General features: G+C 68.6%; 25 protein-coding genes. 4 read left to right on the top strand and 21 right to left on the bottom strand.

Going from position 1 to position 26520, the window contains the following annotated elements:
• Positions 1–10: 10 nt before the first annotated feature.
• Genes AC1RGU_RS11405 through AC1RGU_RS11370 form a run of 8 tightly spaced genes read right to left on the bottom strand, consistent with a single transcriptional unit; the run spans position 11 to position 10602 of the window.
• Positions 11–1264, bottom strand: coding sequence for an SDR family NAD(P)-dependent oxidoreductase (locus tag AC1RGU_RS11405; protein ID WP_492699969.1), 1254 nt, complete (start codon positions 1262–1264; stop codon positions 11–13).
• Positions 1261–2433, bottom strand: coding sequence for a thiolase family protein (locus AC1RGU_RS11400; RefSeq protein ID WP_492699971.1), 1173 nt, complete (start codon positions 2431–2433; stop codon positions 1261–1263). Before AC1RGU_RS11400 ends, AC1RGU_RS11405 begins: the two co-directional genes overlap by 4 nt.
• Positions 2430–4055, bottom strand: coding sequence for an AMP-binding protein (locus tag AC1RGU_RS11395; protein ID WP_492699973.1), 1626 nt, complete (start codon positions 4053–4055; stop codon positions 2430–2432). The genes AC1RGU_RS11400 and AC1RGU_RS11395 overlap by 4 nt, the downstream gene beginning before the upstream one ends.
• A gap of 10 nt (positions 4056–4065) precedes the next feature.
• Entirely contained in the window at positions 4066–4554 is a 489-nt protein-coding gene (locus AC1RGU_RS11390) for an aromatic-ring-hydroxylating dioxygenase subunit beta (protein WP_492699975.1), read from the bottom strand.
• The gene (locus AC1RGU_RS11385) at positions 4554–5867 is read right to left on the bottom strand and encodes an aromatic ring-hydroxylating dioxygenase subunit alpha (protein ID WP_492680855.1); all 1314 of its coding nucleotides are present in this window, start codon (positions 5865–5867) and stop codon (positions 4554–4556) included. The genes AC1RGU_RS11390 and AC1RGU_RS11385 overlap by 1 nt, the downstream gene beginning before the upstream one ends.
• A gap of 32 nt (positions 5868–5899) precedes the next feature.
• Positions 5900–6886, bottom strand: coding sequence for a PDR/VanB family oxidoreductase (locus AC1RGU_RS11380; protein ID WP_492699977.1), 987 nt, complete (start codon positions 6884–6886; stop codon positions 5900–5902).
• A gap of 13 nt (positions 6887–6899) precedes the next feature.
• Positions 6900–8405 carry an indolepyruvate oxidoreductase subunit beta family protein gene (locus AC1RGU_RS11375; RefSeq protein ID WP_492699979.1) on the bottom strand — a complete coding sequence of 502 codons (1506 nt, stop codon included), beginning with the start codon at positions 8403–8405 and terminating at the stop codon, positions 6900–6902.
• A gap of 4 nt (positions 8406–8409) precedes the next feature.
• On the bottom strand, positions 8410–10602 hold the full coding sequence (locus AC1RGU_RS11370) for a thiamine pyrophosphate-dependent enzyme (protein WP_492699981.1): 2193 nt from the start codon (positions 10600–10602) through the stop codon (positions 8410–8412).
• A gap of 144 nt (positions 10603–10746) precedes the next feature.
• On the opposite strand from AC1RGU_RS11370, the gene AC1RGU_RS11365 reads away from it, so the two are divergent.
• The gene (locus AC1RGU_RS11365; protein WP_492699983.1) at positions 10747–11223 is read left to right on the top strand and encodes a MarR family winged helix-turn-helix transcriptional regulator; all 477 of its coding nucleotides are present in this window, start codon (positions 10747–10749) and stop codon (positions 11221–11223) included.
• On the opposite strand, the gene AC1RGU_RS11360 is transcribed toward AC1RGU_RS11365, so the two are convergent.
• The 6 genes from AC1RGU_RS11360 to orn form a co-directional block, all read right to left on the bottom strand.
• Entirely contained in the window at positions 11220–12098 is an 879-nt protein-coding gene (locus AC1RGU_RS11360; protein ID WP_492699985.1) for a quinone oxidoreductase family protein, read from the bottom strand. The genes AC1RGU_RS11365 and AC1RGU_RS11360 overlap by 4 nt on opposite strands.
• On the bottom strand, positions 12095–12898 hold the full coding sequence (locus tag AC1RGU_RS11355) for an alpha/beta fold hydrolase (RefSeq protein ID WP_492699987.1): 804 nt from the start codon (positions 12896–12898) through the stop codon (positions 12095–12097). Before AC1RGU_RS11355 ends, AC1RGU_RS11360 begins: the two co-directional genes overlap by 4 nt.
• The gene (locus AC1RGU_RS11350) at positions 12895–13899 is read right to left on the bottom strand and encodes a 3-hydroxybutyryl-CoA dehydrogenase (RefSeq protein WP_492699989.1); all 1005 of its coding nucleotides are present in this window, start codon (positions 13897–13899) and stop codon (positions 12895–12897) included. Before AC1RGU_RS11350 ends, AC1RGU_RS11355 begins: the two co-directional genes overlap by 4 nt.
• Positions 13889–14962: an NAD/NADP octopine/nopaline dehydrogenase family protein gene (locus AC1RGU_RS11345; RefSeq protein WP_492699991.1), complete on the bottom strand. Its 1074-nt coding sequence runs from the start codon at positions 14960–14962 to the stop codon at positions 13889–13891. Before AC1RGU_RS11345 ends, AC1RGU_RS11350 begins: the two co-directional genes overlap by 11 nt.
• Positions 14963–15178: 216 nt before the next feature.
• Entirely contained in the window at positions 15179–17086 is a 1908-nt protein-coding gene (locus tag AC1RGU_RS11340) for a DEAD/DEAH box helicase (protein WP_070062330.1), read from the bottom strand.
• 248 nt (positions 17087–17334) lie between these two features.
• Entirely contained in the window at positions 17335–17931 is a 597-nt protein-coding gene (gene orn, locus AC1RGU_RS11335) for an oligoribonuclease (protein WP_492699993.1), read from the bottom strand.
• A gap of 62 nt (positions 17932–17993) precedes the next feature.
• Here orn and AC1RGU_RS11330 point away from each other — a divergent pair, with 62 nt between their 5' ends.
• From AC1RGU_RS11330 to rsgA, 3 genes are read left to right on the top strand one after another with little or no spacing between them, the layout of a single operon-like run.
• Entirely contained in the window at positions 17994–19259 is a 1266-nt protein-coding gene (locus tag AC1RGU_RS11330) for a M48 family metallopeptidase (protein WP_492699995.1), read from the top strand.
• Between the two features lie 31 nt (positions 19260–19290).
• Positions 19291–19641 carry a 4a-hydroxytetrahydrobiopterin dehydratase gene (locus tag AC1RGU_RS11325; protein ID WP_062475054.1) on the top strand — a complete coding sequence of 117 codons (351 nt, stop codon included), beginning with the start codon at positions 19291–19293 and terminating at the stop codon, positions 19639–19641.
• A 12-nt stretch (positions 19642–19653) separates the two neighbouring features.
• Complete coding sequence (rsgA, locus tag AC1RGU_RS11320; RefSeq protein ID WP_083259283.1) at positions 19654–20613, top strand: ribosome small subunit-dependent GTPase A; 960 nt, start codon at positions 19654–19656, stop codon at positions 20611–20613.
• A gap of 25 nt (positions 20614–20638) precedes the next feature.
• Here rsgA and AC1RGU_RS11315 read toward each other — a convergent pair whose 3' ends face one another.
• The 7 genes from AC1RGU_RS11315 to rimM form a co-directional block, all read right to left on the bottom strand.
• On the bottom strand, positions 20639–21664 hold the full coding sequence (locus AC1RGU_RS11315; protein ID WP_492699998.1) for a hypothetical protein: 1026 nt from the start codon (positions 21662–21664) through the stop codon (positions 20639–20641).
• Between the two features lie 17 nt (positions 21665–21681).
• Entirely contained in the window at positions 21682–22767 is a 1086-nt protein-coding gene (gene hisC, locus AC1RGU_RS11310) for a histidinol-phosphate transaminase (protein ID WP_492700000.1), read from the bottom strand.
• 4 nt (positions 22768–22771) lie between these two features.
• On the bottom strand, positions 22772–23773 hold the full coding sequence (locus AC1RGU_RS11305) for a CobD/CbiB family protein (protein WP_062475069.1): 1002 nt from the start codon (positions 23771–23773) through the stop codon (positions 22772–22774).
• A gap of 58 nt (positions 23774–23831) precedes the next feature.
• Positions 23832–24575, bottom strand: a complete 744-nt coding sequence (locus AC1RGU_RS11300; protein WP_492700002.1) for a CoA pyrophosphatase — start codon at positions 24573–24575, stop codon at positions 23832–23834.
• 127 nt (positions 24576–24702) lie between these two features.
• Positions 24703–25086, bottom strand: a complete 384-nt coding sequence (gene rplS / locus AC1RGU_RS11295; protein WP_056572437.1) for a 50S ribosomal protein L19 — start codon at positions 25084–25086, stop codon at positions 24703–24705.
• Positions 25087–25196: 110 nt separating this feature from the next.
• The gene (gene trmD / locus AC1RGU_RS11290) at positions 25197–25943 is read right to left on the bottom strand and encodes a tRNA (guanosine(37)-N1)-methyltransferase TrmD (RefSeq protein WP_307694758.1); all 747 of its coding nucleotides are present in this window, start codon (positions 25941–25943) and stop codon (positions 25197–25199) included.
• A gap of 16 nt (positions 25944–25959) precedes the next feature.
• On the bottom strand, positions 25960–26514 hold the full coding sequence (gene rimM, locus AC1RGU_RS11285) for a ribosome maturation factor RimM (protein WP_095950554.1): 555 nt from the start codon (positions 26512–26514) through the stop codon (positions 25960–25962).
• Positions 26515–26520 lie beyond the last annotated feature (6 nt).

The following is a 26520-nucleotide window of genomic DNA, read 5'->3' as shown; positions in this document are numbered from 1 at the left end:
ATTCCTCTGCTCAGCCGCCCGCCGCGAGTTCGCGCTCCAGCACCTTGGGGTTGTCGCGCCAGCGCTCCAGCCACTCCTGCGCCACGTCGCCCGGGTACACGTCTTCCACGCCGTCGCGCAGCGCCTTCACGATGGCGTTGGCCAGCGCGGTGGGCGCCAGCTTGGGCGGCGGCGTGTGCTGGTTCCATTCGTCGTCGATGGGGCCGGGGAACACGTTGATCACGCGGATGCCGGCGGGCCGCATCTCGGCGCGCAGGCACTGCGCGAGCGAATGCGCGGCCGCCTTCGACGCGCTGAAGGTGCCGTGCGGCGGGAAGTTGCTCAGCGCGTAGATCGACAGCAGGTTGACCCACGCCGTCGCACCCGTGGCGCCGTCGGCCGAGCGGCCCTTGAGCGCGGGGCCGAACTCCTGCGCCAGGCGCAGCAGGCCGAAGTAGTTGATGTCCATCTCGGCCTTGGCCACGTCGGTGCCGCGGCGCGCGCCGATGCCGAAGGTGCGGTGCACCTCGGCGTTGTTGATCACGATGTCGACCTTGCCGCCGATGGAGCCGGCCAGCTCGGTCACCTGGCGGCCGTTGGTGAGGTCCAGCGGCACGAGCGTGACCTGCGGCAGCGCCGAGATGTCGTCCAGCCCGTCGCCCATCTTCTTCCATGGTTCGGCATGGCCGACCCACACGATGTCGGCGCCGGCCTTCACCAGCGCACGCACGAGGGCCTGGCCCGTCTCGGTCTTGCCGTCGGTCACCAGCACCTTGCGGAACTTGGGGTCGCTGGTCATTTCGCGCAGCATCTTGTCGTCGGCCATGTGGGGACTCCCTTCAGTCGGAAAAGCAATGAGGACGGCCTGGCCGGCGCGGTCGAGCCGGGCGCCGACACGCACGCGCGTGGGCGCATCGCCGACCTCGCCGTGCAGGTGGACCATGAGCGTGGGACCGGCATCCAGGTGCACCAGGCCCAGCCGCCAGGGCAGCCGCTCGCGAAAGAACAGGTCGTTGCTGTGGTGCAGCGTGGTGCTGCCGAGCAGCGCCCCCTCGCCGCTCTGCGGGCGCCAGCGCAGCGCCGCCGACAGGCACTTGTGGCAGACCTCGCGCGGCGGGTACTGCACCGTGCCGCAGTCTTCGCAGGTCTGCAGCTCGAAGCGGCCCTCGGCGGCGGCGGCCGTGAGGCCGAGCGCCACGCGTCCGCGTGCGCCGGGCGGCAGGTTCATCTGCCGGGTGCGCAGCACCGGGTTCTTGCGCGGGGGGCGCATCATCGGCATCGTCATGCGGATCTCCCGAGGATGACGGCGCCTGTGCACAGGCAGCGGTCGTAGGTCACCATGCCGAAGCCGGCGACAAGGCCCAGCTGGGCGTTGGGCACGGCGCGCGCGCCGGCCTGGTCGGTCAGTTGGCGGATCGCCTCGACCATGCCGAGGAAGCCGCCCGCCGCACCGGCCTGCCCGGCCGACAACTGGCCGCCGCTGGTGTTGTTCGGAAAGCTGCCGTCGAAGGTCATGGTGTTCGCCTGCACGAAGGCCGAGCCCTCGCCCTTCTCGCAGAACCCCAGGTCCTCGAACTGCATCATCACGATGACGGGGTAGTCGTCGTAGGTCTGCACGAAGTCGAGCGCGGCGGGCTGCACGCCGGCCTGCGCATAGAGGTCGTCGCGGTCCTTGCGCCAGCCGCCCTGCACCATCACCGGTTCTTCGGCGTAGGCGTTGTGGCGCTCGATGGCGCCGCGGATCACGACGTGCGCCAGGCCCAGGTCGCGCGCACGCTCCTCGCTCATCACGAGGAAGGCGTCGGCGCCGGCGCAGGGCATCACGCAGTCGAACAGGTGGATCGGGTCGGAGATCGGCCGCGCGGCCATGTACTCGTCGAGCGTGAGGCCCTTCTTGAACATGGCGTTCGGGTTGCCCAGCGCGTTGGTGCGCTGGTCCACGCAGATGCGGCCGAAGTCTTCGCGCGTGGCGCCGTAGGTGCGCATGTAGTTGGCGGTGATGAACGCGAAGATCGAGTTCGGGCCGCCCGAGCCGTAGGGGTAGCTGGCGTCGCGCGCGAAGTTGCTGAAGCTGCCCAGCGTCTGGCGAAAGGAGTCGACGTGGTTGGTGTCGGCGCCCACGCAGGCGACGATGTCGGCATCGCCCGCCTGCACCGCACGCGCGGCGCGGCGCAGGCACATCACGCCCGAAGCACCGCCGGTGGGCATGTGATCGAGCCAGCGCGGCGACAGGCCCAGGTGCTGCGTGACGCCCACGGCCGTGTCGGGCGCGAGCGAGAAGCTGCTCAGGCACAGGCCGTCGATCTGTTCCTTGGCCACGCCGCTGGCCTGCACCAGCGCGTCGATGGCCTGGCCGACGAACCAGTGCGCGGTGCGCGTGGAGTAGCGCACGTAGGGCACGGTGACGGGCACCGCGACCGCGACGCCTTCATAAGAGAGCCGTCGCTTGGTCATGCCTGCCTCTTTTTCATGGAGCGCGTGTCGATGCAATGGCCTTGACCCGGCAGCGACTGCGCCATCTCGCGCAGCTGGCCGCGCTGGATCTTCTGCGAGGGCGTGAGCGGCAGCGCCTCGACGAAGGCCACGTAGCCCGGCGCCTTGTAGTACGCCAGCTGCGCCAGCGCGTGCTGGACGATGCTGGCCGCAACTGCTTCCCGCTGCGCCACGTCAGGGGTTTCGCGCAGCACGATGCAGGCGAGCACTTCGTCGCCGCGCACCGCATCGGGCGTGGCGGCCACGGCCGAGGTCTTCACGGCCGGGTGCTGGTTGAGCACGCTCTCGACCTCGACGGCCGAGATGTTCTCGCCGCTGCGGCGGATCACGTTCTTCTTGCGGTCGACGAAGAAGAAGTTGCCGTCGGCATCGCGCCGCACGAGGTCGCCGGTGTGGAACCAGCCGTCGGCCCAGGCTTCGCGCGTGGCCTCTTCATCTTTCAGGTAACCGGAGAAGAAATAGCGGCACGGGTCGGTGCCGGCCGAGCGCACCAGCAGTTCGCCGGGCATGTCGGTGCCCACGTCGCTGCCGTCCTCGCCCATGAGGCGGATCTCGACGAAGTCTTCCTGCCGCCCGAAGCAGCTGGTGCCCACGAGGCGCGGCTCGCGGTTGGCCATGATGCAGGCGGCCGCGCCGGTCTCGGTCATGGCCCAGGCCTCGACCAGCGGGAAGCCGAAGCGCTCTTCGAAGGGCGCGTGGTTCTTGCGGTCGACACCGGCGCCGAAGCCCCAGCGGATCGCGTGGTCGCGGTCGGCCGCCGACGCGGGGGCCGACAGCAGCATCGCGGGCATCACGCCCAGGTAGTGGACGATGGTCGCGCCGCTTTCCTTCGCGCTGGCCAGCCAGCTCTTCGGGTGGAAGCGGTCGAGCTGCACGAGGCAGCCGCCGGCAATGAGCACCACCATGGTCGAGAACGCCATCGCGTTCATGTGGTTGAGCGGCAGCGGCGTGATCACGCGCTCGGCGTCGGGGCGGATGCTGCACACGCCGTCGAGCGCGGCATACCACTCGCCGGCGCGCAGGAAGTACGCGTTGCTCAGGATGCAGCCCTTGGGCCGGCCGGTGGTGCCCGAGGTGTAGAGCAGGCCGCATTCGGTGTCGGTGCCGATGGGCTCGCCGGCGCGCGGCGCGGCGGTCTTCGCGGGCGGCACGGCGTCGTCGGGGCCCATGGTCTCGAAGGCCACGCCGGCCTGCGCGGCGGCAGCCTGCAGGTCGGCGGCGCGCTCGGGCAGCGTGACGGCCAGGCCGATCTCGCTGTGGCCGATGAGGTAGACCAGCTCGGCCGAGCGCATCTCGGCGTTGATCGGCACCACGCTCGCGCCCAGCGCGTTCAGCGCGAGCCAGTGGAAGATGAAGGCGGGCCGGTTCTCCAGCAGCAGGCCGACGCGGTGGCCGTGGCCGTAGCCGGCCTGCGCATAGGCGCTGCGCAGCCGCTCGATTTCTGCGGCGGCTTCGCCCCAGCGGATGGCGCCGGCGGCGATGCCGTAGGCGGCGGCGGTCACCGATTCGGTGAAGAGAAATTCGGCCTGCGGGGTGCGCGCGGCCGTGGCGGCGAACACCTGGTGGACGGTGGCGTGGGTCATCGCGTCCCTGTCAGATGAAGAGCTGCACGGCCGGAAGCGCCGCGTCGCAGTTGAGCAGGTCGACGCGCTTGAGTGTCATGCGCAGCGCGCCGTCCTGCACCGTGAGGTGGTGGAAGAAGGTGCCGACGTAGAACTGCAGTTCGTCGCCCTGCGACTCGGTGTAGTGGAATTCGGTGCGCACCACGAAGCGCTGGCCCTCGGTGTCGAAGGTCTCGACCACGGGCACCTGCAGCAGATGGTGGCAGCGGCTTTGCGGCTGCTGCGAGAACGCGCGCGGGCTCTTCAGGCGCTCGATGCGCAGCTCGCGCAGCAGCTTGTCCTCGTACAGGTGCGAGGTGTGGTTGAGGCCGTCTTCCTGCTCGGGCACGAGCGGAATCCAGTAGAACGCGTCGTCGGTGAAGAGCGCGTTCCATTCCTCGTACCGGCGGGTGTCGAGCAGGCGCGCTTCGTTGACGACGAAGTCGATGAGGTCCTGGCGGGTGATATTGACGGCGGCCATTACATCGTCTCCGTCATGCGCTGCACCCAGCTTCGATATTGGTTGCGCATGGGCAGCTCGTTGGTGCCGCCCGTGGTGATCTCGCCGCCCTTCAACTCCGATGCGTCGTAGTCGCGGTGCAGGCTCACCCACTCGTTGCCGCTGGCGTGCAGGCCGGCCTGCATGCCGCGGTAGGCCTGCAGGTCGTCGTGGCCCACCACCGAGAACGGCGAGTTGATGAGGCGGTTGTACATGGTGGTGCGCTGCAGCAGCTCGGGCGGCGCGCCCTTGAGGCGGAAGGTCCAGCTCTCGATGAGGGTCTTGTCGGCCGAGATCGGCTTGACCACGCGGATCGCCTGGATCGCGCCCTTGATCGTGAGGTTCGGGTAGTACACGGTGTTGTGCCGCGCCATGCCCAGGATCTGCGCCGTCTTCTCTTCGCCGTAGCGCGCCTTCATGGCGTCGTCGTACTCGGGGATCGCCTTGTACTTGCTGTGGATGCTGAAGTGCACGCCCGTGAAGCTGTGGCCGTGGTCGTAGGTGCGGATGCCCATGTCCTCGAAGAACTTGTAGTCGGACATGAAGGGAACGAACTGCTCCACGGCCATGGGCTTGGGCTCGTCCTCGGGCTTGTCGGCCCACATGCGCTTGGCGGTGCCGGCCGACGACTCGTGCGCCACCATGGGGTGCATGGTGTCGTTGAGGTTCTCGACGAACATCTTCCAGTTGCACTGGTGCATGAAGCGCAGGCAGCCGCCGGCGATTTCCAGCTCGCCCTCGGGAGAGCGGTCGGCCATGTTGTCGATGGAGCTGAGCGAGTCGCCGAAGTACTCGTCGAAGTCGGGGCCGGCATCGTTGATCTTCACGAAGATGAAGCCACGGTGGCTGCGCACGTGCTTCACCGGCGTGAGGCCCTTGCCCGACTCGCACTCGTGCAGCTGCGTGTGCTCGTAGCCGGTCTTCAGCGGAATGGCCAGCGGCGCACCGTCGGTCTTGAAGGTCCAGGCGTGGTACGGGCAGCGAAAGAACTTGCCGGTGTTGCCGCAGGGCCCGTTCACCAGGCGCGAGCCCTTGTGAGCGCAGCGGTTCATCATGACGCGCACGCTGCCGTCGCTGTGGCGCACGACGATCAGCGGGCGGCCCGCGATCTCGTTGGTGATCCAGTCGCCCGACTTCGGCAGCTGGCTCTCGTGACCGACGTAGTTCCAGGTGTTGGCGAAGAAGTGCTCCTGCTCCAGCTCGAAGAGCTCCTGGCTGGTGTACAGGTCGCGGTGCACGCGGTCGTTCTGCACGAGCGCGCGAACGGCATCGGGGTTGTCTCGGTACGAAGGCATGGTTCTCCTGGCTCCTTCCTGGCTGGCTTTTCTCAGAGGTCGAGCACCAGGCGCGCTCCCTTGGCGCGCGAGATGCAGATCTGCATGACGGTGCCTTCCGCCTTCTCGCGGGCGGTGAGCACGTAGTCGCGGTGGTCGATCTCGCCCTCGATCACGGGCACGGCGCACACGCCGCATTCGCCGCGCTTGCAATCGAACATCGGGTCGCAGCCGTGTTCGATGAGGCAGTCGAGGATGCTCTGGCCGACCGGCACGGTGAAGCGCTGGCCCGACTGGGCGAGCTCTACTTCGAAGGGCTGGTCGCCCTCCTCCACGACGGGTTCGGTGAAGAGCTCGAAGTGCACGCGGTCGTGCTCCCAGCCGCGGGCCTGGGTGCGCGCGAGCACGGCATCGAGCATGACCTTGGGGCCGCACACGTAGAGGCGGTCGCCGGCGGGCACGGCGTCGAGCAGCGCGTCGATGTCCAGCGGCGCGCCGGCCTCGGCGTCGGCGTGCACGCGCAGGTCGTCGCCCAGCAGCGCCTGCAGCTCGGGCAGAAAGGCCATCAGGTCGCGGCTGCGGCCGGCGTAGTGCATGCGCACGGCGGCGCCTTCGGCACGGCGGCGCGCGGCCATCGAGGCGAGCGGCGTCACGCCGATGCCGCCGGCCACCAGCACCGTGCCGCCCGGGCCGGTGTGCAGCGGAAAGTCGTTCTTCGGCGGCTCGATGGTGAGCACGCTGCCTTCGGCCAGCCTTTCGTGCATGAAGCGCGAGCCGCCGCGGCCGTCGGCCTCCTTGCGCACGGCGATCACGTAGTCGGTCGGGGCGTTGGTGGCGTTGCGCTCGGTGGCGAAGTTGATGAGCGAGTAGTGGCGCCAGTCGGTGGTGCCGTCGGCCAGCGTCACCTGCACGCGGATGTGCGCGCCGGCGGCGAAGCCGGGCAGCGCGCGGCCGTCTTCGGCGCGCAGACGCAGCAGGCGGATCAGCGGGTTGAGGGCGCGCGCTTCGGCGACGCGAAGCTGGAGCGTGGGGGCGGTCATGGTTCGGGTCCCTTCAGGCCAAGGCGTGCTGCACCAGCGCGGCCTGCAGCTTGTGGCCGTGTTCGTCGGCCAGCGCCGCGTCGCGCAGTTCGCGCAGGGTGGCGGGCGCCAGCGCGGCACCCGCACGTTCGAACGCGCGCATCACGGTGTCGTAGTTGCGCAGGCCGCGCTCGTGCGTGTCGCTGTAGCCCTTGACCAGGCGCTGGCACTGGGCGAGTTCGACGGCGAGCGCGGGGTTGCGTGGCGCGGTGGCGGCGATGCGTTGCAGCCATTCTTCGATGCGGCGGTTTTCGTCGGCGTAGCGCATCGTCGAGCGGCGCCAGCCCTTGCAGGCCGCGACCATGCGCAGCATCAGGTAGCCGCGCAGCGAGCTGGTGCGGATCACGCGGCCGTGCTGCGTGAAGCGTTCGACGATCTTCTTCGGCAGCGTGGAGTGCATGAGCCAGCGGCCGAGGCCGCCGGGCAGCGTCTCGCAGATTTCCTGCAGGCGCGGGTGCATGTACTCGTGGATGGCGAGCAGCTGGCCTGGCTGCACGCCGGCCTCGCCGTGCACGCGCTCGAAGCGGGTGGCGCGGGTCTTCAGGGCGGCGACGCGGGCCGTGTCTTCGTAGGACATCCACAGCGCCAGGTGGCGCGCGGTTTCGCGCAGCAGGCGGTGGGCGTCGTCGGGCAGCTTCACAACGGCGGCCATGCGGTCGAGGTATAGGCCGGCGTAGGCCAGGTCCTGGTAGTCGATGAGGCGGCGCACGCCTTCGAGCAGGAAGTCCTGCGCGGGCAGCGGAAAGTCACGCTGCACGCGCTCGACCAGCGCGCGCACGGCCGGATGGCGCGGCTGCGGTGCGGGCGTGGCGGCCGGTGCGACCTTGGCGGGTTCGCCGTCGTCGCCGTCCTGTGCGCGGTCGAAGGCCGCACCGAAGGCCTTGAGGCTGGGCTTCACGCCCACGCCGCCGCGCTCGATGGTGGCCTCGAACTGCGCGCGGCCGAACGGCAGCACGCCCGAGCCCGCGAGCGTGCCGAAAAGCACGGCGCTGATCACGCTACCCGAGGCTTCGGCGGCCTGCGCCATGTCGAAGCGGATGAAGCGCTTGGCGGCGCGCGCGGTGTGGGCGAGCAGCTGGTCGCTGTCGACACGGCCGTCACCCATGGCGCTCTTTTCGGCGATGGAGAAGACGCGGTGCGTCGAGGCGATGAGCGTGGTGCGGTCGCGCGTGACCAGCCCGCGCTGCACCGCGCGGCCGGCTTCCATGAGCTCGGAGGCGAGCACCACGTCGACATCGCCCGGCAGCGGCATCAGCGCGAGCACGGGGCGCCCGCCGTCGGACTGCGCCTGTGCGTCGGGGTACAGCTCGACGTAGTAGATGGTCGCGCCGGTGCGCTGGGCCACGCCCGGCACGGAGGTGGTCTGGGCGACGTAGCCGTTGGCTTCGCCCATGTCGACGATCCAGTCGGCAAGCACGCCGCCGCCCTCCCCGCCCATGGCGAGGATGGCAATCTTGATGGGTTGAACCTTGTTCGTCATGGCGTCAGAAGGCATAGGCGTCACGGCGGCGCGCGTCGCCGCGCTGCATCCAGCCGATGACGGCGGTTCGCACGCGCTGGCGGAAGCGGTCCCAGGCGGTCGGGTTGCTCACGACTTGGGCCTTGTAGAACGAGGGGCACAGCACGGCGGCATGCGACACATCACCGCAGTTGCCACAGCCCACGCAGCTGTCGAGCACGGTGGCGACGGGGTCGACGCGCAGCGGGTCGGGGTTGGGCTTGATCGAGAGCGAGGGGCAGCCCGACAGGCGGATGCACGAGTGGTCGCCGGTGCAGGTGTCGGCATCTACGCCGAACTTGTCGCGCACCATGCGCTTGCCGTCGGCGATGGCCTTGCGCACCAGCGGCTTCTCGCGGCGCTGCTTGTTGAGCATGCACTCCGACTGGGCGATGAGAACCTTGGGGCCCTTCTTGGTGGTGGTGAGTGCGTCTTTGAGCGCGTCGCGCATGCCGGCGACGTCGTAGGTGCGGCGCATCGTCTTCACCCATTCGACGCCCACGCCGCGCACGGCGCGCTCGATCTCGTGGCCAGTGCTGCGCGTCTTGTTGACAGCCGTGGACGAGAGGATGTCCTGCCCGCCCGTGGCCGAGGTGTAGTTGTTGTCGACGATGATGGTGAGGTTGTCGCTCTTGTTGAAGACCGCGTTGGCCACGCCACTCGTCAGGCCGTTGTGCCAGAAGCCACCGTCGCCCATCATCGAGATCGCGCGCTTGCCCGCGGGTGCGTTGAGCGCCGAGGCGCCTGCACCGCCGAGGCCGTAGCCCATCGTCGTGTTGCCGATGTTGAAGGGCGGCAGGATCGAGAACAGGTGGCAGCCGATGTCGGCGCTCACGTGGTGCGCACCGAGTTCGCGCTCGACCAGCTTCATGGCGCTGAAGATGGGGCGTTCGGGGCAGCCGGTGCAAAAGCCCGGCGGACGCGAATGCACCACGTCGCCGAGCGCGCTCGACGGCTGCGCGGGTTCAGGCGCGGCATCGACGCCGATGGCCGCCACTTCCTTCAGCGGAATCACCTTGCGCACCGGTGCGGGCACGGGCAGCGGCGCGAGGCGTTCGTAGCGCTCGCAGAAGGTGCGCGTGCCCTTGAGCAGCTCGAGCGTCGTGTACTCGCCGGCCACGGGCAGCATGTCCTTGCCGTGCAGCGCGGTGGTGGAGCCGGCCTGGCGCAGGATGGTCGCGAGGTTCTGCTCGACGAAGTTGGGCTGGCCTTCTTCCACGATGAGCACGGCGCGCTTGCCTTCGCAGAAGCGGATGACTTCGCTCTCGATGACGGGGTAAGCCACGTTCATCACATACAGCGGCACGCGGGTCTCGCCATACACGTCGGCCAGGCCCAGGCGTTCGAGTGCACGCAGCAGCGTGTTGTAGCTGCCGCCCTGCACGATGATGCCGATGTCGTCGGCGTCCTCGGAGAAGAACTCGTTGAGTTGGCGCTCCTCGATGAAGCGCACGGCGGCAGGCCAGCGGTCCTTCACCTTCTCTTGCTCGTGCACGAAGCTCGCGGGCGGCAGCACGATGCGGCTGACGTCGCGCTGCGGGTTCTCCAGCGCTTCCTTCAGCGTGAACTTGGCGCGCTTGTTGTCGCCGGCGATGAAGTGGCCGTGCACGTGGCAGGCGCGGATGCGCAGCTGCAGCATCACGGGCGTGTTGCTGGCCTCGGAGAGGTCGAAGCCGGTCTTCACCGCATCGACGATGCTCGGCAGGTTGGGCCGCGGATCGAGCAGCCAGATCTGCGACTTCATGGCGAACGCATGGCTGCGCTCCTGCATGATCGACGAGCCTTCGCCGTAGTCCTCGCCCACGATGATGAGCGCGCCACCAGTGACGCCGCCCGAGGCCAGGTTGGCCAGCGCATCGGACGCCACGTTGGTGCCCACGGTCGCCTTGAAGGTGACGGCGCCGCGCAGCGGGTAGTTGACGGAGGCGGCCAGCGTGGCGGCAGCAGTGGCTTCGCTGGCGCTATTCTCGAAGCGGATGCCGTGGTCGGCCAGGATGTCCTGAGCGTCGGCCAGCACGTCCATGAGGTGCGAGATGGGCGCGCCCTGGTAGCCCGCCACATACGACACCCCCGACTCCAGCAGGGCCTTGGTGACGGCCAGAATGCCTTCGCCGCGGAACACTTCTCCACCAGTAAGTCTCAGCTTCTTGACTTCTTCGACGAACGAACGCTCAGCCATGGATGTCCTTCTTCTTTCTCGTGGGAGGATGCGGCCCCGGGGTCACATCACGGTTCCTATAATGTTTAGAAATGAATGTATCCACAATCATGAATTACCCTAGCCATGCAATCCGCATGCCTGCGGCAAACAGGAGGCGCCTTCATGTCTGAACCATCCAAGGAAACGCATCGCTTCGTCGATGACTACCTGCCCGCACTGCTTGCGCAGGCCAGCCAGCTGATCTCTTCGGAGTTCCACGAGGTGGCGCGGCAGCAGGGCTTCTCGGTGTCGGAGTGGCGCGTGATGGCATCGCTGGCGGGCAGCGACGCGGTCAGCATCGGCCAGCTCGCGCAGGTGACGGTGACCAAGCAGCCGACGGTGACGCGGCTGCTCGACCGCATGGAAGCGCGCGGCCAGGTCGAGCGCCTGCCCCATGAAAGTGATCGCCGCATCACGCTGGTGCGCATCACGCCCGCGGGGCTGAGGGCGGTCGAGCACCTGATGGAACTGGCGCGCGAACACGAGCGCCGCGTGCTCGAACCGTTCGGGCTGCGACGTGCCGAAGAGCTCAAGCAGACGCTGCGGCAGATGATCGACCTGCATGTGCATGTGCCGGTCGAGGTGCCGGACGAAGACTAAGGCACGAGCACCGCGCGGCCGCGATGGCCGCGCTGCGAGATCCAGTCGAGTGCCAGCGCGGCATCGGCGAGCGCAAAGGGCTGCACGTCGAGGTGCAGTCGGCCGTCGGCCAGGCGCGCAAGCAACTCTGGAGCGGCTGCGCGGCCCGCGGCTTCTCGCCGGAACATGTTGAGCGGCAGCAGCGCCACGTCGCGCTGCAGGAAGTGCGCGATGTCCAGGTGCATCGTTGGGCCAGCCGTGTAGCCGATCAGCACGGCGCGGCCGCCGGGGCGCACGGCAGGCAAGGCGGTGGCGAGCACATCGCCGCCGACGGTGTCGATGAGCAGGTCGGCGCTGGCGAGTTCAGGCGGTGCGGCCTTCGGATCGACCGGCGTTGCGGTGCAGCCTGCATCGCGTGCCAGCTGCATCACCAGAGAACCCACCGCGCCGCTTGCGCCCGTCACCAACACTTGCTCTCCAGACTGCAATCGGGCGACGTCATGCAAGGCGACCCACGCCGATGTGGTGGGCGAGAAGAACGCTGCGCCGAGCGTCATCGGCACCGCATCGGGCAACACGCCGAGTGCGTCGTCAGGCGCATCGATCAGCTCGCACCACGTGCCGTCGAACAGCGTGCCCAAGCCGCTGCCACGCAACCACACGCGTTGCCCCTCGGCATATCGCTCGCTCGCGACGACAACGCCCGCGGCTTCCACGCCCGGCGTGTACGGCAACGGCGGATGCCGCAGGAAGCGGCCCTGCCACACGGTGCGGTCGATGTGGCCGACGGTGGCGGCCTGCATGCGCACGAGGGTGCGGCCGGGTCGCGCCACGGGGTCGGCCACGTCCTCGAGCACCGGTGCGGCATCGAAGCCCTGGATGCGAACGGCCTTCATGGCCGCGTCGCCAGAAAGTCGAGCACCGTGCGCGCGAAGGCCTCGGGCATCTGGTCGGGCAAGGGCACCATGCCGCCGTCGATGTCGACGATGCGCGCCTGCGGCAGGTGATGCTGCAGCTCTGCCGCATGCGGTGCGGCAAACGGGTCGAGCGTGGCGCGCACGATGAGCGTCGGCTGCGCGACGCGGCCGATTCGGTCTTCCATGCGGTACGAGGCCACGGCGCGATGCCCTTCTTCGACACGGTGACCCACCTTCATCGCATCGCGCACAAAGGCCTCGAGCAGGTCGGGACGTCCCGGCGGATAGAAGGCCTGCCGCTTCTGCCACAGCGCGGCGAGGTGACTGCCGTCGTCGCTGGGCGCCACTTCGTCGATGGGCGGACGCTGCGCGCGGGCGCGGCGAAACACCTCGTCGGTGTACGGCGTGGACGAGAGCACGAGGCTGCGCACGCGCGCTGGAAACGCCGCGGCCAGTTCGATCGCGATCACGCCGCCGGTGTGGTGTCCCACCACGTCGGCCTGCGCGATGCCGAGCGCATCGAGCAGCTCGCATGCGACGCGCGCCCACTGCGCAATGCTTGCCGGCACGCCGCCGTCGGCTGAATCACCGAAGCCCGCCGTGTCCATGGCGATGGCGCGGTAGCCCGCGCCGGCGATCAGTGGCAGCACCTCGCGGTACTCGGCCCAGCTGCGCGGCGACTGGTGCAGCAGCAGCACGGCCGGTGCCTGCGTGTCGCCGCACACGGCGTGGTGCACCTGCCCCACCGACAGGTCGGCGAAGGCGCGGCGGATCGTCATGACAGCGTCTCGTCGGCCGGTGCGCGCCACAGGCCCGCGTGCTTGAGTTCGCCGAGCGTGCGCGAGAGCACGTCGCGCCGGTAGGCGGCGGTGTCGCGGCCCGCGTAGTCGTAGAAGCCGCTGCCGCTCTTCAGGCCCAGCCGACCTTCCTCGACCATGCGCCCGACGATGGCCGGCGCGGTGTAGCGCCCCGCGTCGAGCGAGGCCGACATCTCGCGGCTCGCGTGGTGCAGGATGTCGCAGCCGCCGAAGTCGATGAACTCGACCACGCCGAGCGCCGCGAAGCGCAGGCCCAGGCCGTAGCGCGTGGCCTTGTCGATTTCTTCCGCTGTGGCAGCGCCTTCTTCGATCATGCGGGCCGCCTCGTTCATCACGAGCGCCTGCAGGCGCGGCACGATGTAGCCCGGCGACGCGCCGCAGACCACGGGCAGCTTGCCGATGGCCTCCATCAGCGCCTTGGTGCGCGCGAGCACGCCGGCGTCGGTGCCGGGGTGGCAGCTCAGTTCGACCACGGGGATCACGTAGGCCGGGTTGAGCCAGTGCATGTTCAGGAAGCGCTCGGGCCGGCGCACCAGCGCGGCCAGCTGCGTCACGAGGATGCTGCTGGTGGTCGAGGTGAGGATCGCGTCGTCACGGCAATGGCGGTTGAGGTGCTCGAAGGCCTCGCGCTTGGCCTCCATGGTTTCGGGCACGCCTTCGAACACCAGTTCGGCGGCGGCCAGCGCGTGCGGTGCGTCTGCTGCATTCACGAAGTCCACGCGCGCGGCGATGCGCTCGACCTGCGAGACATCGATCACGCCGAGCTGCGCAAGGCCCGAAAGGCTTGCTGCGATTTCCGCCTGCGCCTCGTCGCGCAAGCGCTGCCAGGCCTCGGGCGCGCGCGGGCGCAGGTCGATCAGCGAGATGCGATGGCCCGCATAGGCGAACGCGATGGCGATGCCGCGGCCCATGCGGCCGGCGCCCACGGCGGCGAAGCGCGGCGGCGCGGGCTCATTCGCCATCGTGCAGCCTCTGCTTGAGCTGGGCCGCGCTCAGGCTGGCCAGGCCCAGGCTCTCGAAGGTGCGCGGGCCCTGGCGCAGGTCGCGCCCGAGGAAGCCGCCGACGATGGCCAGCAGGCCGTGCGCAATGGGCGCATCGACGCCCGCATGGCGCGCGGCCGAGGCCAGGAAGGCCAGACCGAGCTCGGTGTCTTCGGTGATGTAGCGGTGCGTGTGCAGGTCGATGTTCTCGCGCCAGTCGCCCGACTTGACGAGCTGCTTGTGCGCATCGCCGTACATCCACTGGTCGTTGTTGTAGTGGTCGGCCAGCGGATAGTGCGGCGCGCCCTGCCCGAAGGCCTCGCGCACGGCCATGCGCTCGCGGTCGAGCCGGTCGGTCACGTCGCGCACGGCGCGTTGCGTGCCTTCGTTGTGGATGTCCCAGCGCTCGAAGTGCTGCAGCGGCGCGGCGTTCATCACCATCAGCGGCGGGTGGATGACGGGGCCGGCGTTCATCAGCGCGCCCGAGAGCGCATCGCCGCAGCCGTGTACGGCCGAGTAGGCGCGGCGGATCACCTCGATGGCCTGCGCCTCCTTGCGCGCCGGGTAGACGCCGGTGGGCAGGCGGATCGCGCGGATGGTGACGTTGACTTCGCGCTCGCCGTGCTTGCGCGCGAGGTACGGCAAGGTGCCGGTCTCGGCCCAAGCCACGTCGGCGCGGTTGCCGGCGGCCTTCACCGCCTGCGCCATCACGTAGCTGCCGAAGGTGCCCGGTGGCAGGAACACGACCTGGCCGTCGACCAGGTGCGGCGCCATGGCCAGCGCGATGTCGTGCTGGGCGATGGCGGGCGTGGGAATGACGATGAGCTCGGCGCCCTTCAGCGCGGCGCCTATGTCGGCGGTGGCAAGGGCAATGGGCACCTCGCGCGCGCCGTTCGCATCCTTCAGCGTGATCGCGCCGGCGCGCACGACCGGTTCGAGCGCCGCCGCGTCGCGGCGCCACAGGCGCACTTCATGGCCGGTTTCAGACAGGTCCGCAGCGGCCGCATAGGCGCCGTGGCCACCCCCAAGAATCGCAATTTTCATGATCGAAAGTCGAGAACAGGTGTCGATGAACCGGCAGCCGCGAACGGACCGGGGAGAAGCAATGCGCCATTACATTACTTTTCATCGATTCAGGTGTCAACCAACTTCATGGGCGCCGGACTGCTCGGAAACCCGACAACGAAAAAGCCCGCGTTCGTGAGAAGCGCGGGCTTTTTGGGGGGAAGCAGCCCTTTTCAGGGCCGCTTGCGGGGGCGATCAGCGGCTGGGCTTGAACGCGCGCTTTTGCGCGTCGCGGGGCACGAACACCTTGCCCGGGCCACCGTGGCCGGCGCCGTTGCCGCGCGGTGCGAAACCTTCGCGGGGTGCAAAGCCTTCACGGGGTGCGAAACCGCCGTCGCCGCGACCGCCGCCATGGCCGTGGCCGCCGCGCGGGGCGCTGTCGCCCCAGCCCGGCTTGCGACCGTAGCCGCCGCCATTGCCGCCTTCGTCACGGCCGCCGCCGAAGCCGGCGTTCTGGCCGCCCTGGAAGCCGCGCGGGCCTTGGCCCTGGGCCGGACCGCGCGAATTGCGGTCGTTGAAGCCGCTGGCGCCGGCATAGCCGCCGCCGTTGTTGTTGCCGCGGTAGCCACCGCCGCCGCCCGCACCGCCGTTGCCGAACTTGCGATCGCGCGAGAAGTTGTCGCCGCGGCCACCGCGGTACTCGCCCATCGGGGGACGCGATTGCGGCATGCGCTGTTGCGGCTCGAGGCCGGCCACCACTTCCGCCTTGAACTGCTGGCGGCTGTAGTGCTCGATGTCCATGATCTTGCGGCGATCGCGGAACTCGGCGAACGTGATGGCCAGGCCATCGCGGCCGGCACGGCCGGTGCGGCCGATGCGGTGGGTGTAGTCCTCGGCCTTCATCGGCAGGCCGAAGTTGAAGACGTGGGTGATGGTCGGCACGTCGATGCCGCGGGCGGCAACGTCGGTGGCCACCAGGATCTGCACCTGGCCCTGGCGCAGTGCCATCAGGCGGCGGTTGCGCAGGCCCTGGCTCAGGGCGCCGTGCAGCGCGACGGCGCTGAAGCCTTCTTGCTGCAGGTCGTTGGCGAGGCCGTCGCACTCGACTTGCGTGCTGGCGAACACGATGGCCTGGTTGATGCTGGTGTCGCGCAGCCAGTGGTCGAGCAGCTTGCGCTTGTGCTGGCTGTTGTCGGCCCAGTACAGCGACTGCTTGATGTTGGCGTGCTTTTCTTGCGGGCTGTCGATGGTGATGCGCTGCGGCTCGCGCATGACGCGCTGGGCCAGCTGCTGGATGCGCGGCGCGAAGGTGGCGCTGAACATCATCGTCTGCTGGCGCTCGATGGTGAGCTGGTTGACTTCAGCCAGGTCGTCGGCAAAGCCGAGGTCGAGCATGCGGTCGGCTTCGTCGACGACCAGGAACTTGACCTGGTCGAGCTTGAGCTGCTGCGAGCGCTGCAGGTCGAGCAGGCGGCCCGGCGTGGCAACCACGAGGTCGGCGTTCTGCAGCTTGGCGATCTGCAGCTGGTAAGGCATGCCGCCCACCACGTTGGCGACGCGCAGGCCGCGGCAATGGCGAACCAGTTCGATGGCGTCGTGTGCGACTTGCTGCGCGAGTTCGCGCGTCGGGCACAGGATCAGGGCGCCGGGGGTGGCGGCCTTGAAATGACGGGCGTTGGTCGGGTCCTTGCGCTTGGGCTTCTTGAGCGGCGCTTCGCCACGGGCAGCGGCTTCAGCGGCCAGGCGCTGGAACTCGGCCTTGGCTTCGGCTTCGGCTTCGGCCTGGCGCTTGATCAGCGTGTGCAGCACGGGCAGCAGGAAGGCGGCGGTCTTGCCCGAGCCGGTCTGGCTCGACACCATCAGGTCGACGAAGCGGGCCGAGCCGGCTTCGCCCATGGCGATCGGCACGACCTTTTCCTGCACGGTGGTCGGCTGGGTGAAACCCATGTCGGCCACGGCGGCGATCAGTTCGGGGGCCAGGCCCAGCTTGATGAAACCGTTGGGCGCGGCAGGCGCTTCGGCTTCGGCGGCCTCGGGGGCTGCAGCGTCCAGTGCGTCGAGGATCGGGGCCTCGGACACGGTTTCCGCGACAGCGGTGAATTCGTTATGGGTAGCGGATTGCACAGGCGCGAGTTCGCCCTGCGCTTCAAAAGCGTCGGTCATGAATATCAATCTCAAACGCGAGCGCTGCCGTAGGCGGCGCCCCGTTGGTGGTTAAAAACATCAACCATCCAACGACATTCAACTTCCGGCTTTCGTCGGAGGCTGCGGCCCTTTTTGATCAGCGAATGCGATCGGGCGCGGTGTGCAAGATAGGGAGATGCGAGAGACGCTGATCTGTGTCCAAAGACGCGTTCAAATCAGCGAAGCCTGCGATTATGGCACGGCTTCGGGTTTTTACCTAATTGTTGTCAATCTACCAAGCGCAGGAAGGTTTCCCGGTAGTGCGCCAGCTCCTCGATGGACTCGTGCACGTCGGCCAGCGCGGTGTGCGCCTGCTGCTTCTTGAAGGCGGTGTAGGCCGTGGGCTTCCAGCGCTTGGCCAGCTCCTTGAGGGTGCTGACGTCGAGGTTGCGGTAGTGGAAGTACGCCTCGAGCTTGGGCATGAACTTGACCAGGAAGCGCCGGTCCTGCCCGATGGTGTTGCCGCACATCGGCGAGCCGCTCCTGGGGATGTACTTGGCGATGAATTCGAGCAGCTGCTGCTCGGCCGCGGCTTCGTCCAGCGTGGAGGCCTTGACCTTGTCGATCAGGCCGCTGCGGCCGTGGGTGCCCTTGTTCCAGGCGTCCATGCCGTCGAGCACGGCATCGCTCTGGTGGATGACGAGCACGGGGCCGTCGATGCGGGGCGTGAGGTCGGGGCCGGTGACGACCACGGCGATCTCGAGCAGGCGCTCTTTCTCGGGGTCGAGGCCGCTCATTTCGCAGTCCAGCCAGACCAGGTTCTGGTCGCTTTTCTTCAGGGTGGGGGCGGCTGCGGGGGGCGTCGGGTCAAGGGATTCGGGCATCGCAGGATTGTCGTCGAAGGCCTGCACCCCGATATACCGGGGACTAAACTCGCCGCTTCATGATGTCTTATTCGCTCATCTTCACCCTTGCCTTCGCGGCGGCGCTCGTGGCGGGCCTGCTCGTGAAGTTCTGGCTGGCCACCCGCCAGGTGCGCCACGTGGCGCGCCACCGCGGCGCCGTGCCGGCCGCCTTCGCCAGCACCATCACGCTGGCCGCCCACCAGAAGGCGGCCGACTACACGATCGCCAAGGCGCGCTTCGGGCTCGTCGAAATGGCCTGGGGCGCCGCCCTGCTGCTGGGCTGGACGCTGCTCGGCGGGCTCGACCTGCTGAACAAGCTGCTGCTGGTGTGGCTGGGCGGCGGCATGGTGCAGCAACTGGCGCTGCTGGCGGCCTTTGCCGTCATTGGCGGGCTGCTGGAGCTGCCGTTCACGCTGTGGCAGACCTTCCGGCTCGAGGAGCGCTTCGGCTTCAACAAGATGACCTGGAAGCTCTGGCTCACCGACACCGTCAAGTCGACGCTGCTCGGCGCGCTGATCGGGCTGCCGATCGCGGCACTCATCCTGTGGCTCATGGGTGCGGCCGGCACACTCTGGTGGCTCTGGGCCTGGGGCGCGTGGATGGGCTTCAACCTGCTGCTGATGCTGATCTACCCGACCTTCATCGCGCCGCTGTTCAACAAGTTCAAGCCGCTGGACGACCCCACGCTCAAGGCGCGCGTCACGGCGCTCATGAAGCGCTGCGGCTTCGCGGCCAAGGGCCTGTTCGTGATGGACGGCAGCACGCGCAGCGCGCACGCCAATGCCTACTTCACCGGCTTCGGCGCCAGCAAGCGCGTGGTGTTCTACGACACGCTGCTGCGCCAGCTCAACGCCGGCGAAGTCGAGGCCGTGCTCGCGCACGAACTCGGCCACTTCAAGCACCGCCACATCGTGAAGCGGCTCATCGCGATGTTCGCGCTGAGCCTGGCCGGCTTTGCGTTGCTGGGCTGGGTCTCGACGCAGGTCTGGTTCTACGCCGGCCTGGGCGTGCAGCCCAACCTGTCGCCGGCCGCGCCCAACAACGCGCTGGCGCTGCTGCTGTTCATGCTGGCCGTGCCGGTGTTCAGCTTCTTCGTCGCCCCGCTGCCGGCGCGCCTGTCGCGCAAGCACGAGTTCGAGGCCGACGCCTACGCCGTGGCGCAGACCAGCGGCGCCGACCTGTCGGCCGCCCTGCTCAAGCTCTACCAGGACAACGCCTCGACGCTCACGCCCGACCCGGTGTTCGTCAAGTTCTACTACTCCCACCCGCCCGCCTCCGAGCGCCTTGCGCGCATGACCGCGGCGTGACCCTCGACCCACCTTTTCAGCGAAGCCCCTCATGAGCAGCATGTTCAAACCCAAGGACTGGAAAAACCTCCCGGCCCGCAAGGCCCTGAGCGCCACCGAGATCGTCTCGGGCCTGGCCCAGCTCGACGGCTGGAAGCTCACCGGCGACGGCGCCGATGTCGCGATCGAGAAGACCTTCACCTTCGCGAACTACTTCGAGACCATCGCCTTCGTGAATGCACTGGCCATGGTGGCCCACACGCAGGACCACCACCCCGACCTGTCGGTGCACTACAACCGCTGCGTGGTGCGCTTCAACACGCACGACGTGAACGGTCTGTCGATCACCGATTTCGATTGCGCTCGGCAGGCCGACGCGCTGGTTGCGAGCCCCGCCGCATGAGGACACGCGCCTGTGGCTAAGCCGGGCCGCGCCGCCTTCACCCCCGCTGCGCACAACACGGGGAAGGCGCACCACGACGGCCTCGTCGTCGCCAGCCACGGGCGTCACTGCCTCGTCGAAACGCCCACGGGCGAGCGGCTGATCTGCCATCCGCGCGGCAAGAAGAGCCAGGCCGTGGTCGGCGACCGCGTGCGCTGGCAGGCCACCGAAGACGAAGGCACCATCGAAGAGGTGCTGCCGCGGCGCAACCTCTTCTACCGGCAGGACGAGATCCGCACCAAGTCGTTCGCGGCCAACCTCGACCATGTGCTGATCCTGATCGCGGCCGAGCCGGAGTTTTCCGAACACCAGCTGGCGCGCGCGCTGATCGCTGCCGAGGCCGAGCGCATCACGCCCATCATCGCGCTCAACAAGAGCGACCTCGTCGAACCCTTTGCGCGCGCCTGGGCGAAGCTGGCGCCCTACCGCCGCATGCACCACGGCGTGCTGCCGCTGTCGCTCAAGGCCTCGGGCGAGGCGGACTACGCCTCGCTGATGAAGCTGCTGGCAGGCAAGTCGACGCTGGTGCTCGGCCCGTCGGGCTCGGGCAAGAGCACGCTCACCAACCTGCTGGTGCCCGGCGCGAGCGTGCTGACGCAAGAGATTTCGCAGGCCCTCAATTCAGGCAAGCACACGACCACCAGCACCACCTGGTACTGGATCGACGAGGCCCGCACCACCGGCCTGATCGACTCGCCCGGCTTCCAGGAATTCGGCCTGAACCACATCGAGCCGATGCAGCTCGCCGGCCTCATGCCCGACATCGCCGAGCACACGGGCGACTGCAAGTTCTACAACTGCACCCATCTGCACGAACCCGGCTGCGGCGTGATCTCGAACGTCGAAACGGCGACGCAACCCGGACCGATCAGCGCCTCGCGCTACAAGATCTACGGCGAGCTGTTCGCAGAGCTGAGCCAGACACGCTACTGACGCCGCACCGGGGGCCCGGCCGCGCTCAGGCCAGCCAGGTGCGGTACGACTTCCAAGTCGGGTCGAAGACCAGGTCGAGGGTCACTGGCAATTCCAACGCCTCTTGCACCGATTGCGCATGCACGATGGCCGCCTGCGGATCGGCCACATGGAAGTGCACGGTGCGAACGCCCTCCTCCAGCACGATGTGCGTGCAGCAGCCTTCGCCGTGCGTCTGCAGCAGCGCGGTCAGTCGGTCTTCGTAAGCACGGGCCTCGTCCAGTTCCTCGCCCGATTCGACGGGGATGGCGGCCGAGAGCCGATGGCCCAGGTCGGCACGCCCGAGCAGTGCGTTCGCGGCGTCGTTTCGCATCACGACCGCCTCGACCTCGCTGCCGTCCTCGGCGGTGCGCGTGGCCGTCAGGCCGGACCAGCCGTGCTCGCCTGCGGGAAACACGCCGGTGTGGCCCAGATCCTCGCGCCAACATGCGTCGAACAGAGGCACGAAGTCATCGAGCGGCACGCCATCGAAATCCGCTTGCGCATCCGCCTCGACGTGATCGACCGGCCCGACCTTCACGGCGAAGTCGTACTCGCCCAGGATGTGGTCGAGCATGATCAGGCTCATGTGGCGCGCGTGGTCCTGCATGTCCATCGGAATGGGCTTGGCAAAGCCGATCTCCAGCGCCACCCGCCCCCTGTAGGGCTCGTGCTTCACGAGAACGTCCGAGCAGGCGAGTTCGAAGTCGTTCATGCGCATGCTGAAACCTTCGCGCATGCGCTGCCGGAAGGCCTCCACCTCGACCTGGGGCAACGCCGGCGCGCTGCGCACCAGCGCCATGAGGTCTTCGAAATCGTCTTCGGCGCCGTGCGCTGTCAGCACGAGCGTGAAAGCCGGCGGGTCGCCCAGCACTTCGGCGGCCAGGTTCGGAAAGAAGGGCTGCAGCAGCGCGTTCAGCGCCTCCACCAGCGCGTGGCCCGACAAGGCATGCAGACTCTCGAGCCTGTCGCTCAAGGCTTGCCAGAACGATGTGCAGCCAACGGCGCGCGGATCGGCGTGAAGGGTCGACATGGGCTTGCCTCGGGGTGTCAGGCCAGGATGTCCTGCAGGCACTGAACGAGCGCGCTGCACTGATCCCGCGTGCCGATGCTGATGCGCAGGTACTGCGCGATGCGCGGCTGCTTGAAATGCCGCACCAGCACCGCGCGCTCGCGCAGCAAGGCGGCCAGTTCGGCCGCATCGCGCTGCGGGTGGCGCGCGAACACGAAGTTGGCCTGCGACGGCAGCACCTCGAAGCCCAGGTCCTCGAGCTGCAGAGTCAGGCCTTCGCGCGTGTCGACGACCTGGTCGCGTGTCTTGCGGAACCACGCCTCGTCGTCGAGCGAGGCCACGGCGCCGGCGGATGCCAGCCGGTCGATGGGGTACGAATTGAAGCTGTCCTTGACCCGCACGAGCGCGTCGATCAGGTGCGCCTGCCCACAAGCGAAACCGACGCGCAGGCCGGCCAGCGAGCGCGACTTGGACAGCGTCTGCACCACGAGCAGGTTCGGATAGCGGCCGATCAGCGACAGCGCGCTCTCGCCGCCGAAATCGACATACGCCTCGTCGACCAGCACGACGCGATCGGGGCAGGCCGCCAGCAGCTGCTCGATGCGCGCCAGCGGCTGGCCGATGCCGGTCGGCGCGTTCGGGTTGGCGATGACGATGCCGCCGCAGCCCTGCCGTGCGCGCGCCACGAACGCATCGATGTCGATGCGCAGGCCCTCATCGACCGGCAACTGCTCGCAGGCGATGCCGTAGAGCTGGGCATAGACCTTGTAGAAGCTGTAGCTCACGTCGGGCATCAGCAGCGGCTGCGCCTGCTGGAAGAAGGCGAAGAACGCGTGCGCGAGCACTTCGTCCGATCCGTTGCCCGCGAACACTTCGCCCACCTGCAGGCCGTGGCGGCGCGCCACGGCTTCGCGCAGCGCGAGCGACGTGGGGTCGGGGTAGCGTTCGAGGCCGTCGGCGGCCGCGCGCTGGATCGCCGCGATGGCGTCCGGCGACGGCGGGTACGGGTTCTCGTTGGTGTTGAGCTTGACGAGGTTGGCGATGCGCGGCTGCTCGCCGGGCACGTAAGGCTCGAGCGCGCCGATGCGCGGGCTCCAGAAGGCCGGTGCGGACGGCGTGGTCATGGCCTCAGCCCAGCAGCCGCGCGAGCGTGAGCAAGGCCAGCAGCACCATCCACATCACGACCGATCGCCAGACCAGGCCGACCACGCTGCGAAGGTGGCCGGGCTCGGGCTCGCGACCCGGCGTGCTGCCGCTGTCCAGGCGCCGGCCGACGCTCGGCGATTCGCCGGCCTGCGCGCGCGGCAGCGGATCGGCCACCGGGATCGGGCTCAGCGAGCCGCCGCCCAGACGCACGTTCACCGCGCCGGACGTGGCCGCGAGGATCACGCCATCGTTCTCGTTGGGAAAGCGCCGCGCGTCATTGCGCCAGCAGTCGATGGCCTCTTCGAAGCTGCCGACCACGGCGAAGCCGAGCGCGGTGATGCGCGCGGGCAGCCAGTCGACGGCATGCCAGGCGCGCTCGGCGGCGTCCTGCACCGCCACGCTCGAAGGCTGCACGGGCGCGCCGTTCTTGTGGGCCCAGTAGCGCGCCACGAACTCGCTCATGCGATAGAACACCGCGCCCGCCGGCCCCAGGCCGAGGGCTGCGAGCACCGAGAACCAGGCCAGCACGCCGAAGACATGGCGGTGCGCCGCAATGACCGAATGCTCGATCACATGGCGCACGATTTCGCTGCGCGGCAGCTCGGCGGCATCGACGCCCTGCCAGTGCGCCAGCAGCGAGCGCGCGAGCGGCTCGTCGCCCTCGTCGAGCGCATCGCGGATGTCGGTGAAATGGTGGCTGAACTGGCGAAAGCCCAGCGTCATGTAGAGCACCGCGACGCTCCACAGCACGGCGAACGGCAGGCCCAGTGTGAGCACCAGCAGCCAATGCACGCCCAGCGACAGCAGCGTGGGCACGAACACCGCGAGCCCCCAGGCGATCCATCCGTGGTGCGGCTTGCCCGCATCGAAGTTGCGGCTGGTCCAGCGCGTCCACGCCAGGACGCCGCCGTACACGGGGTTGTGCGGGCCCAGCGGCCGCACCTGCTCGATCAGCAACGCGCACAGGATGGCAAAGAAGCTCATCCTTCGATGATAGCGAGAGCACCTGAAGGTTTTGGCCCCAGGTGGCGCCCGATCCGGCTCAGGCGGCGAGGAAGCGGTAGAGGTTGCGCAACATGCCCGCCGTGGCGCCCCAGACGAAGCGCTCATGGGGCCCGTCGACGTACGGCATCGAGTACCACTCGCGCCGGACCCCATCGGTGGCGCTGACCGCGTGACGGCGGTGGTTGGCCGGGTCCATCAGCCAGGCCAGCGGCACCTCGAAGGCCTCGGCCACTTCGAAGGGATTGATGTCGAGCGCGAAGTCGGGCTGCACCAGCGCGACCACCGGGGTCACGACGAACGACGTGACGGTCGTGTAGGTCGGCAAGGTGCCGAGCACCTCGATGAACTGCGCCGACAGGCCCACCTCTTCCCAGGCTTCGCGCAGCGCGGCAGCTTGGATATTCGCGTCTTCAGGGTCGACGCGCCCGCCGGGAAAGGCCACCTGCCCCGAATGGGTCGACAGGTGCGTGGTGCGCTCGGTGAGCAGCACGGTCGCGCCTTGCGGTCGCTGCACGATCGGCACCAGCACGGCGGCCTGGGCGGGCACGCGGTCGGTCATGCGGGGCTCGCGGCGCAGCTCGGGCGTCCACACGGGCGGCGAGGCAAAGCGCGCGCGCAGGGCCGTTGCTGTCAGCTGCGCCGGGGCCACCGCCGGCAGACCGTCGCTTCCGTCCACGAAGGGCGCCTGGCGCGGGTCGATCTGCAGCAACGCGGGCGGCACCACGGCATTGACGGGTTCGACGACGGCGGAGGACGTGGGGGCGGAAGTGGAGGAGGTCAAGAGAGGATGCGGCCTGTGGCGGGATGAAAGGAGTAGAGCGTAAAAATGGAAAACTGTCTTGAAGCGCAGCGCCAACGCAAAAAGCCGCCAGAGCGGCGGCTTTTTGAGCAGAAAGGACGGCGGCTGATTAAGCGGCCGACGCAGCCTTCTGCGACTTGCCCGGCAGCTTTTCCTTGATGCGTGCCGAACGACCGCTGCGCTCGCGCAGGTAGTACAGCTTGGCACGGCGCACGTCGCCGCGGCGCTTGACTTCGATGCCGGCGATCAGAGGGCTGTAGGTCTGGAACGTACGCTCCACGCCTTCGCCGCTGGAGATCTTGCGCACGGTGAAGCCGCTGTTGAGGCCACGGTTGCGCTTGGCGATCACGACGCCTTCGTAGGCCTGCACGCGCTTGCGGCTGCCTTCGACGACGTTCACGCTGACGATGACCGTGTCACCGGGCATGAAATCGGGGATGGTCTTGCCGAGACGGGAAATTTCTTCCTGCTCGAGGGTCTGGATGAGGTTCATGATTTCCTGGATATCGATCGTTTCGGGCTGCACTAAAGGCGCCGTGGGCTTTGGCGGAAGAACCACCAAGAAACCGGGCGCGGCCGGACAGAGGATCGGGGAACTGCGGATTATAGCTTTTTTTTCAGCGCGGCCTCATCGGCCTTGTTGAGCTTGCCTGCCGCCCGGGCGGCATCGATCAACTCGGGGCGCCGCGCGGCCGTGATGGCCAGGCGCTGGTCGCGCCGCCAGCGCTCGATCTGCGCATGGTGGCCCGAGAGCAGCGGCGCCGGAACGCCCTGCCCGCTCCACTGCTCGGGCCGTGTGTAGTGCGGGCAGTCGAGCAGGCCGTCGAGCGCCGGGTTGAAGCTGTCCTGCACATGGCTGGCCTCGTCGCCCAGCACGCCGGGCTGCAGGCGGGCCACGGCGTCGAGCAGCGCCATGGCCGCGATCTCGCCGCCCGACAGCACGAAGTCGCCGAGGCTGACCTGGTGGGTGACACGCGCATCGATGAAGCGCTGGTCGATGCCTTCGTAGCGTCCGCAGACCAGCACCGCACCCTCGCTCGCCGACCAGCGCTCGACGGCCTCGTGGCGCAGCGCCTCGCCGATGGGCGAGAACAGCACCACCGGCGCCGGTGCGCCACGGGCCGCCAGCGCGGCATCGAGGCAGGCAGCCAGGGGCTCGGCCATCATCACCATGCCGGGCCCGCCGCCGAACGGCCGGTCGTCCACGCGCTTGTAATTGCCCTGGGCGAAATCGCGCGGATTCCACAGCACGACCTCGACCTGCTTCGATTCGTAGGCGCGGCGCGTCACGCCGCTGGCCATGAAGGGCGCGAACAGTTCGGGAAAAAGCGTGAGGACGTCGAAGCGCATGCGCGCGCGGCCCGGGTCAGAAATCGGGTTGCCAGTCGACCGTGATGAGGCGGCCGGGCAGGTCGACCTTGTCGACGAAGACCGAGACGAACGGCACCATGCGCTCGATGGCCTTGCCGTCTTCTTCGGCTGTCAGCACCAGCGTGGTCTGCGGGCCGGTGGCGAGCAGTTCGCGCACCGTGCCGAGCACGACGCCTTCGCGGTTGACGACCGACAGGCCGATCAGGTCGACCCAGTAGTACTCGTCGTCGCCGGCGGTCGGGAAGCTCGAGCGCGGCACGAACACGCGCGCGCCGCGCAGCGCCTCGGCCGCATTGCGGTCGGGCACATCCTCGGACGAGGCGACGATGCAGTCGGAATGTTCTTTGGCTTCGCGGACCGCGAGCCGGAAAGCGGCGGGTGTGGAGGCTCCGGGAGCCTGCAGAAACCAGCGCTTGGAAGAAAAAAGCGCCTCGGGCTGGGCGCTGTGGGGCAGGACCTTGAACCAGCCCTTGATGCCCCAGGCATCGGCGATGCGTCCGACCTCGATCGCATCCGCCGGCAGTTCGGCGGCTTCGAGTGTGGGCAGCATCGCCGT

Source organism: Variovorax sp. GW823-FHT02B07, from assembly GCF_058797695.1.
The sequence above is the reverse complement of the archived record's forward strand: the minus strand, read 5'-3'. Positions and strand labels throughout refer to the sequence as shown.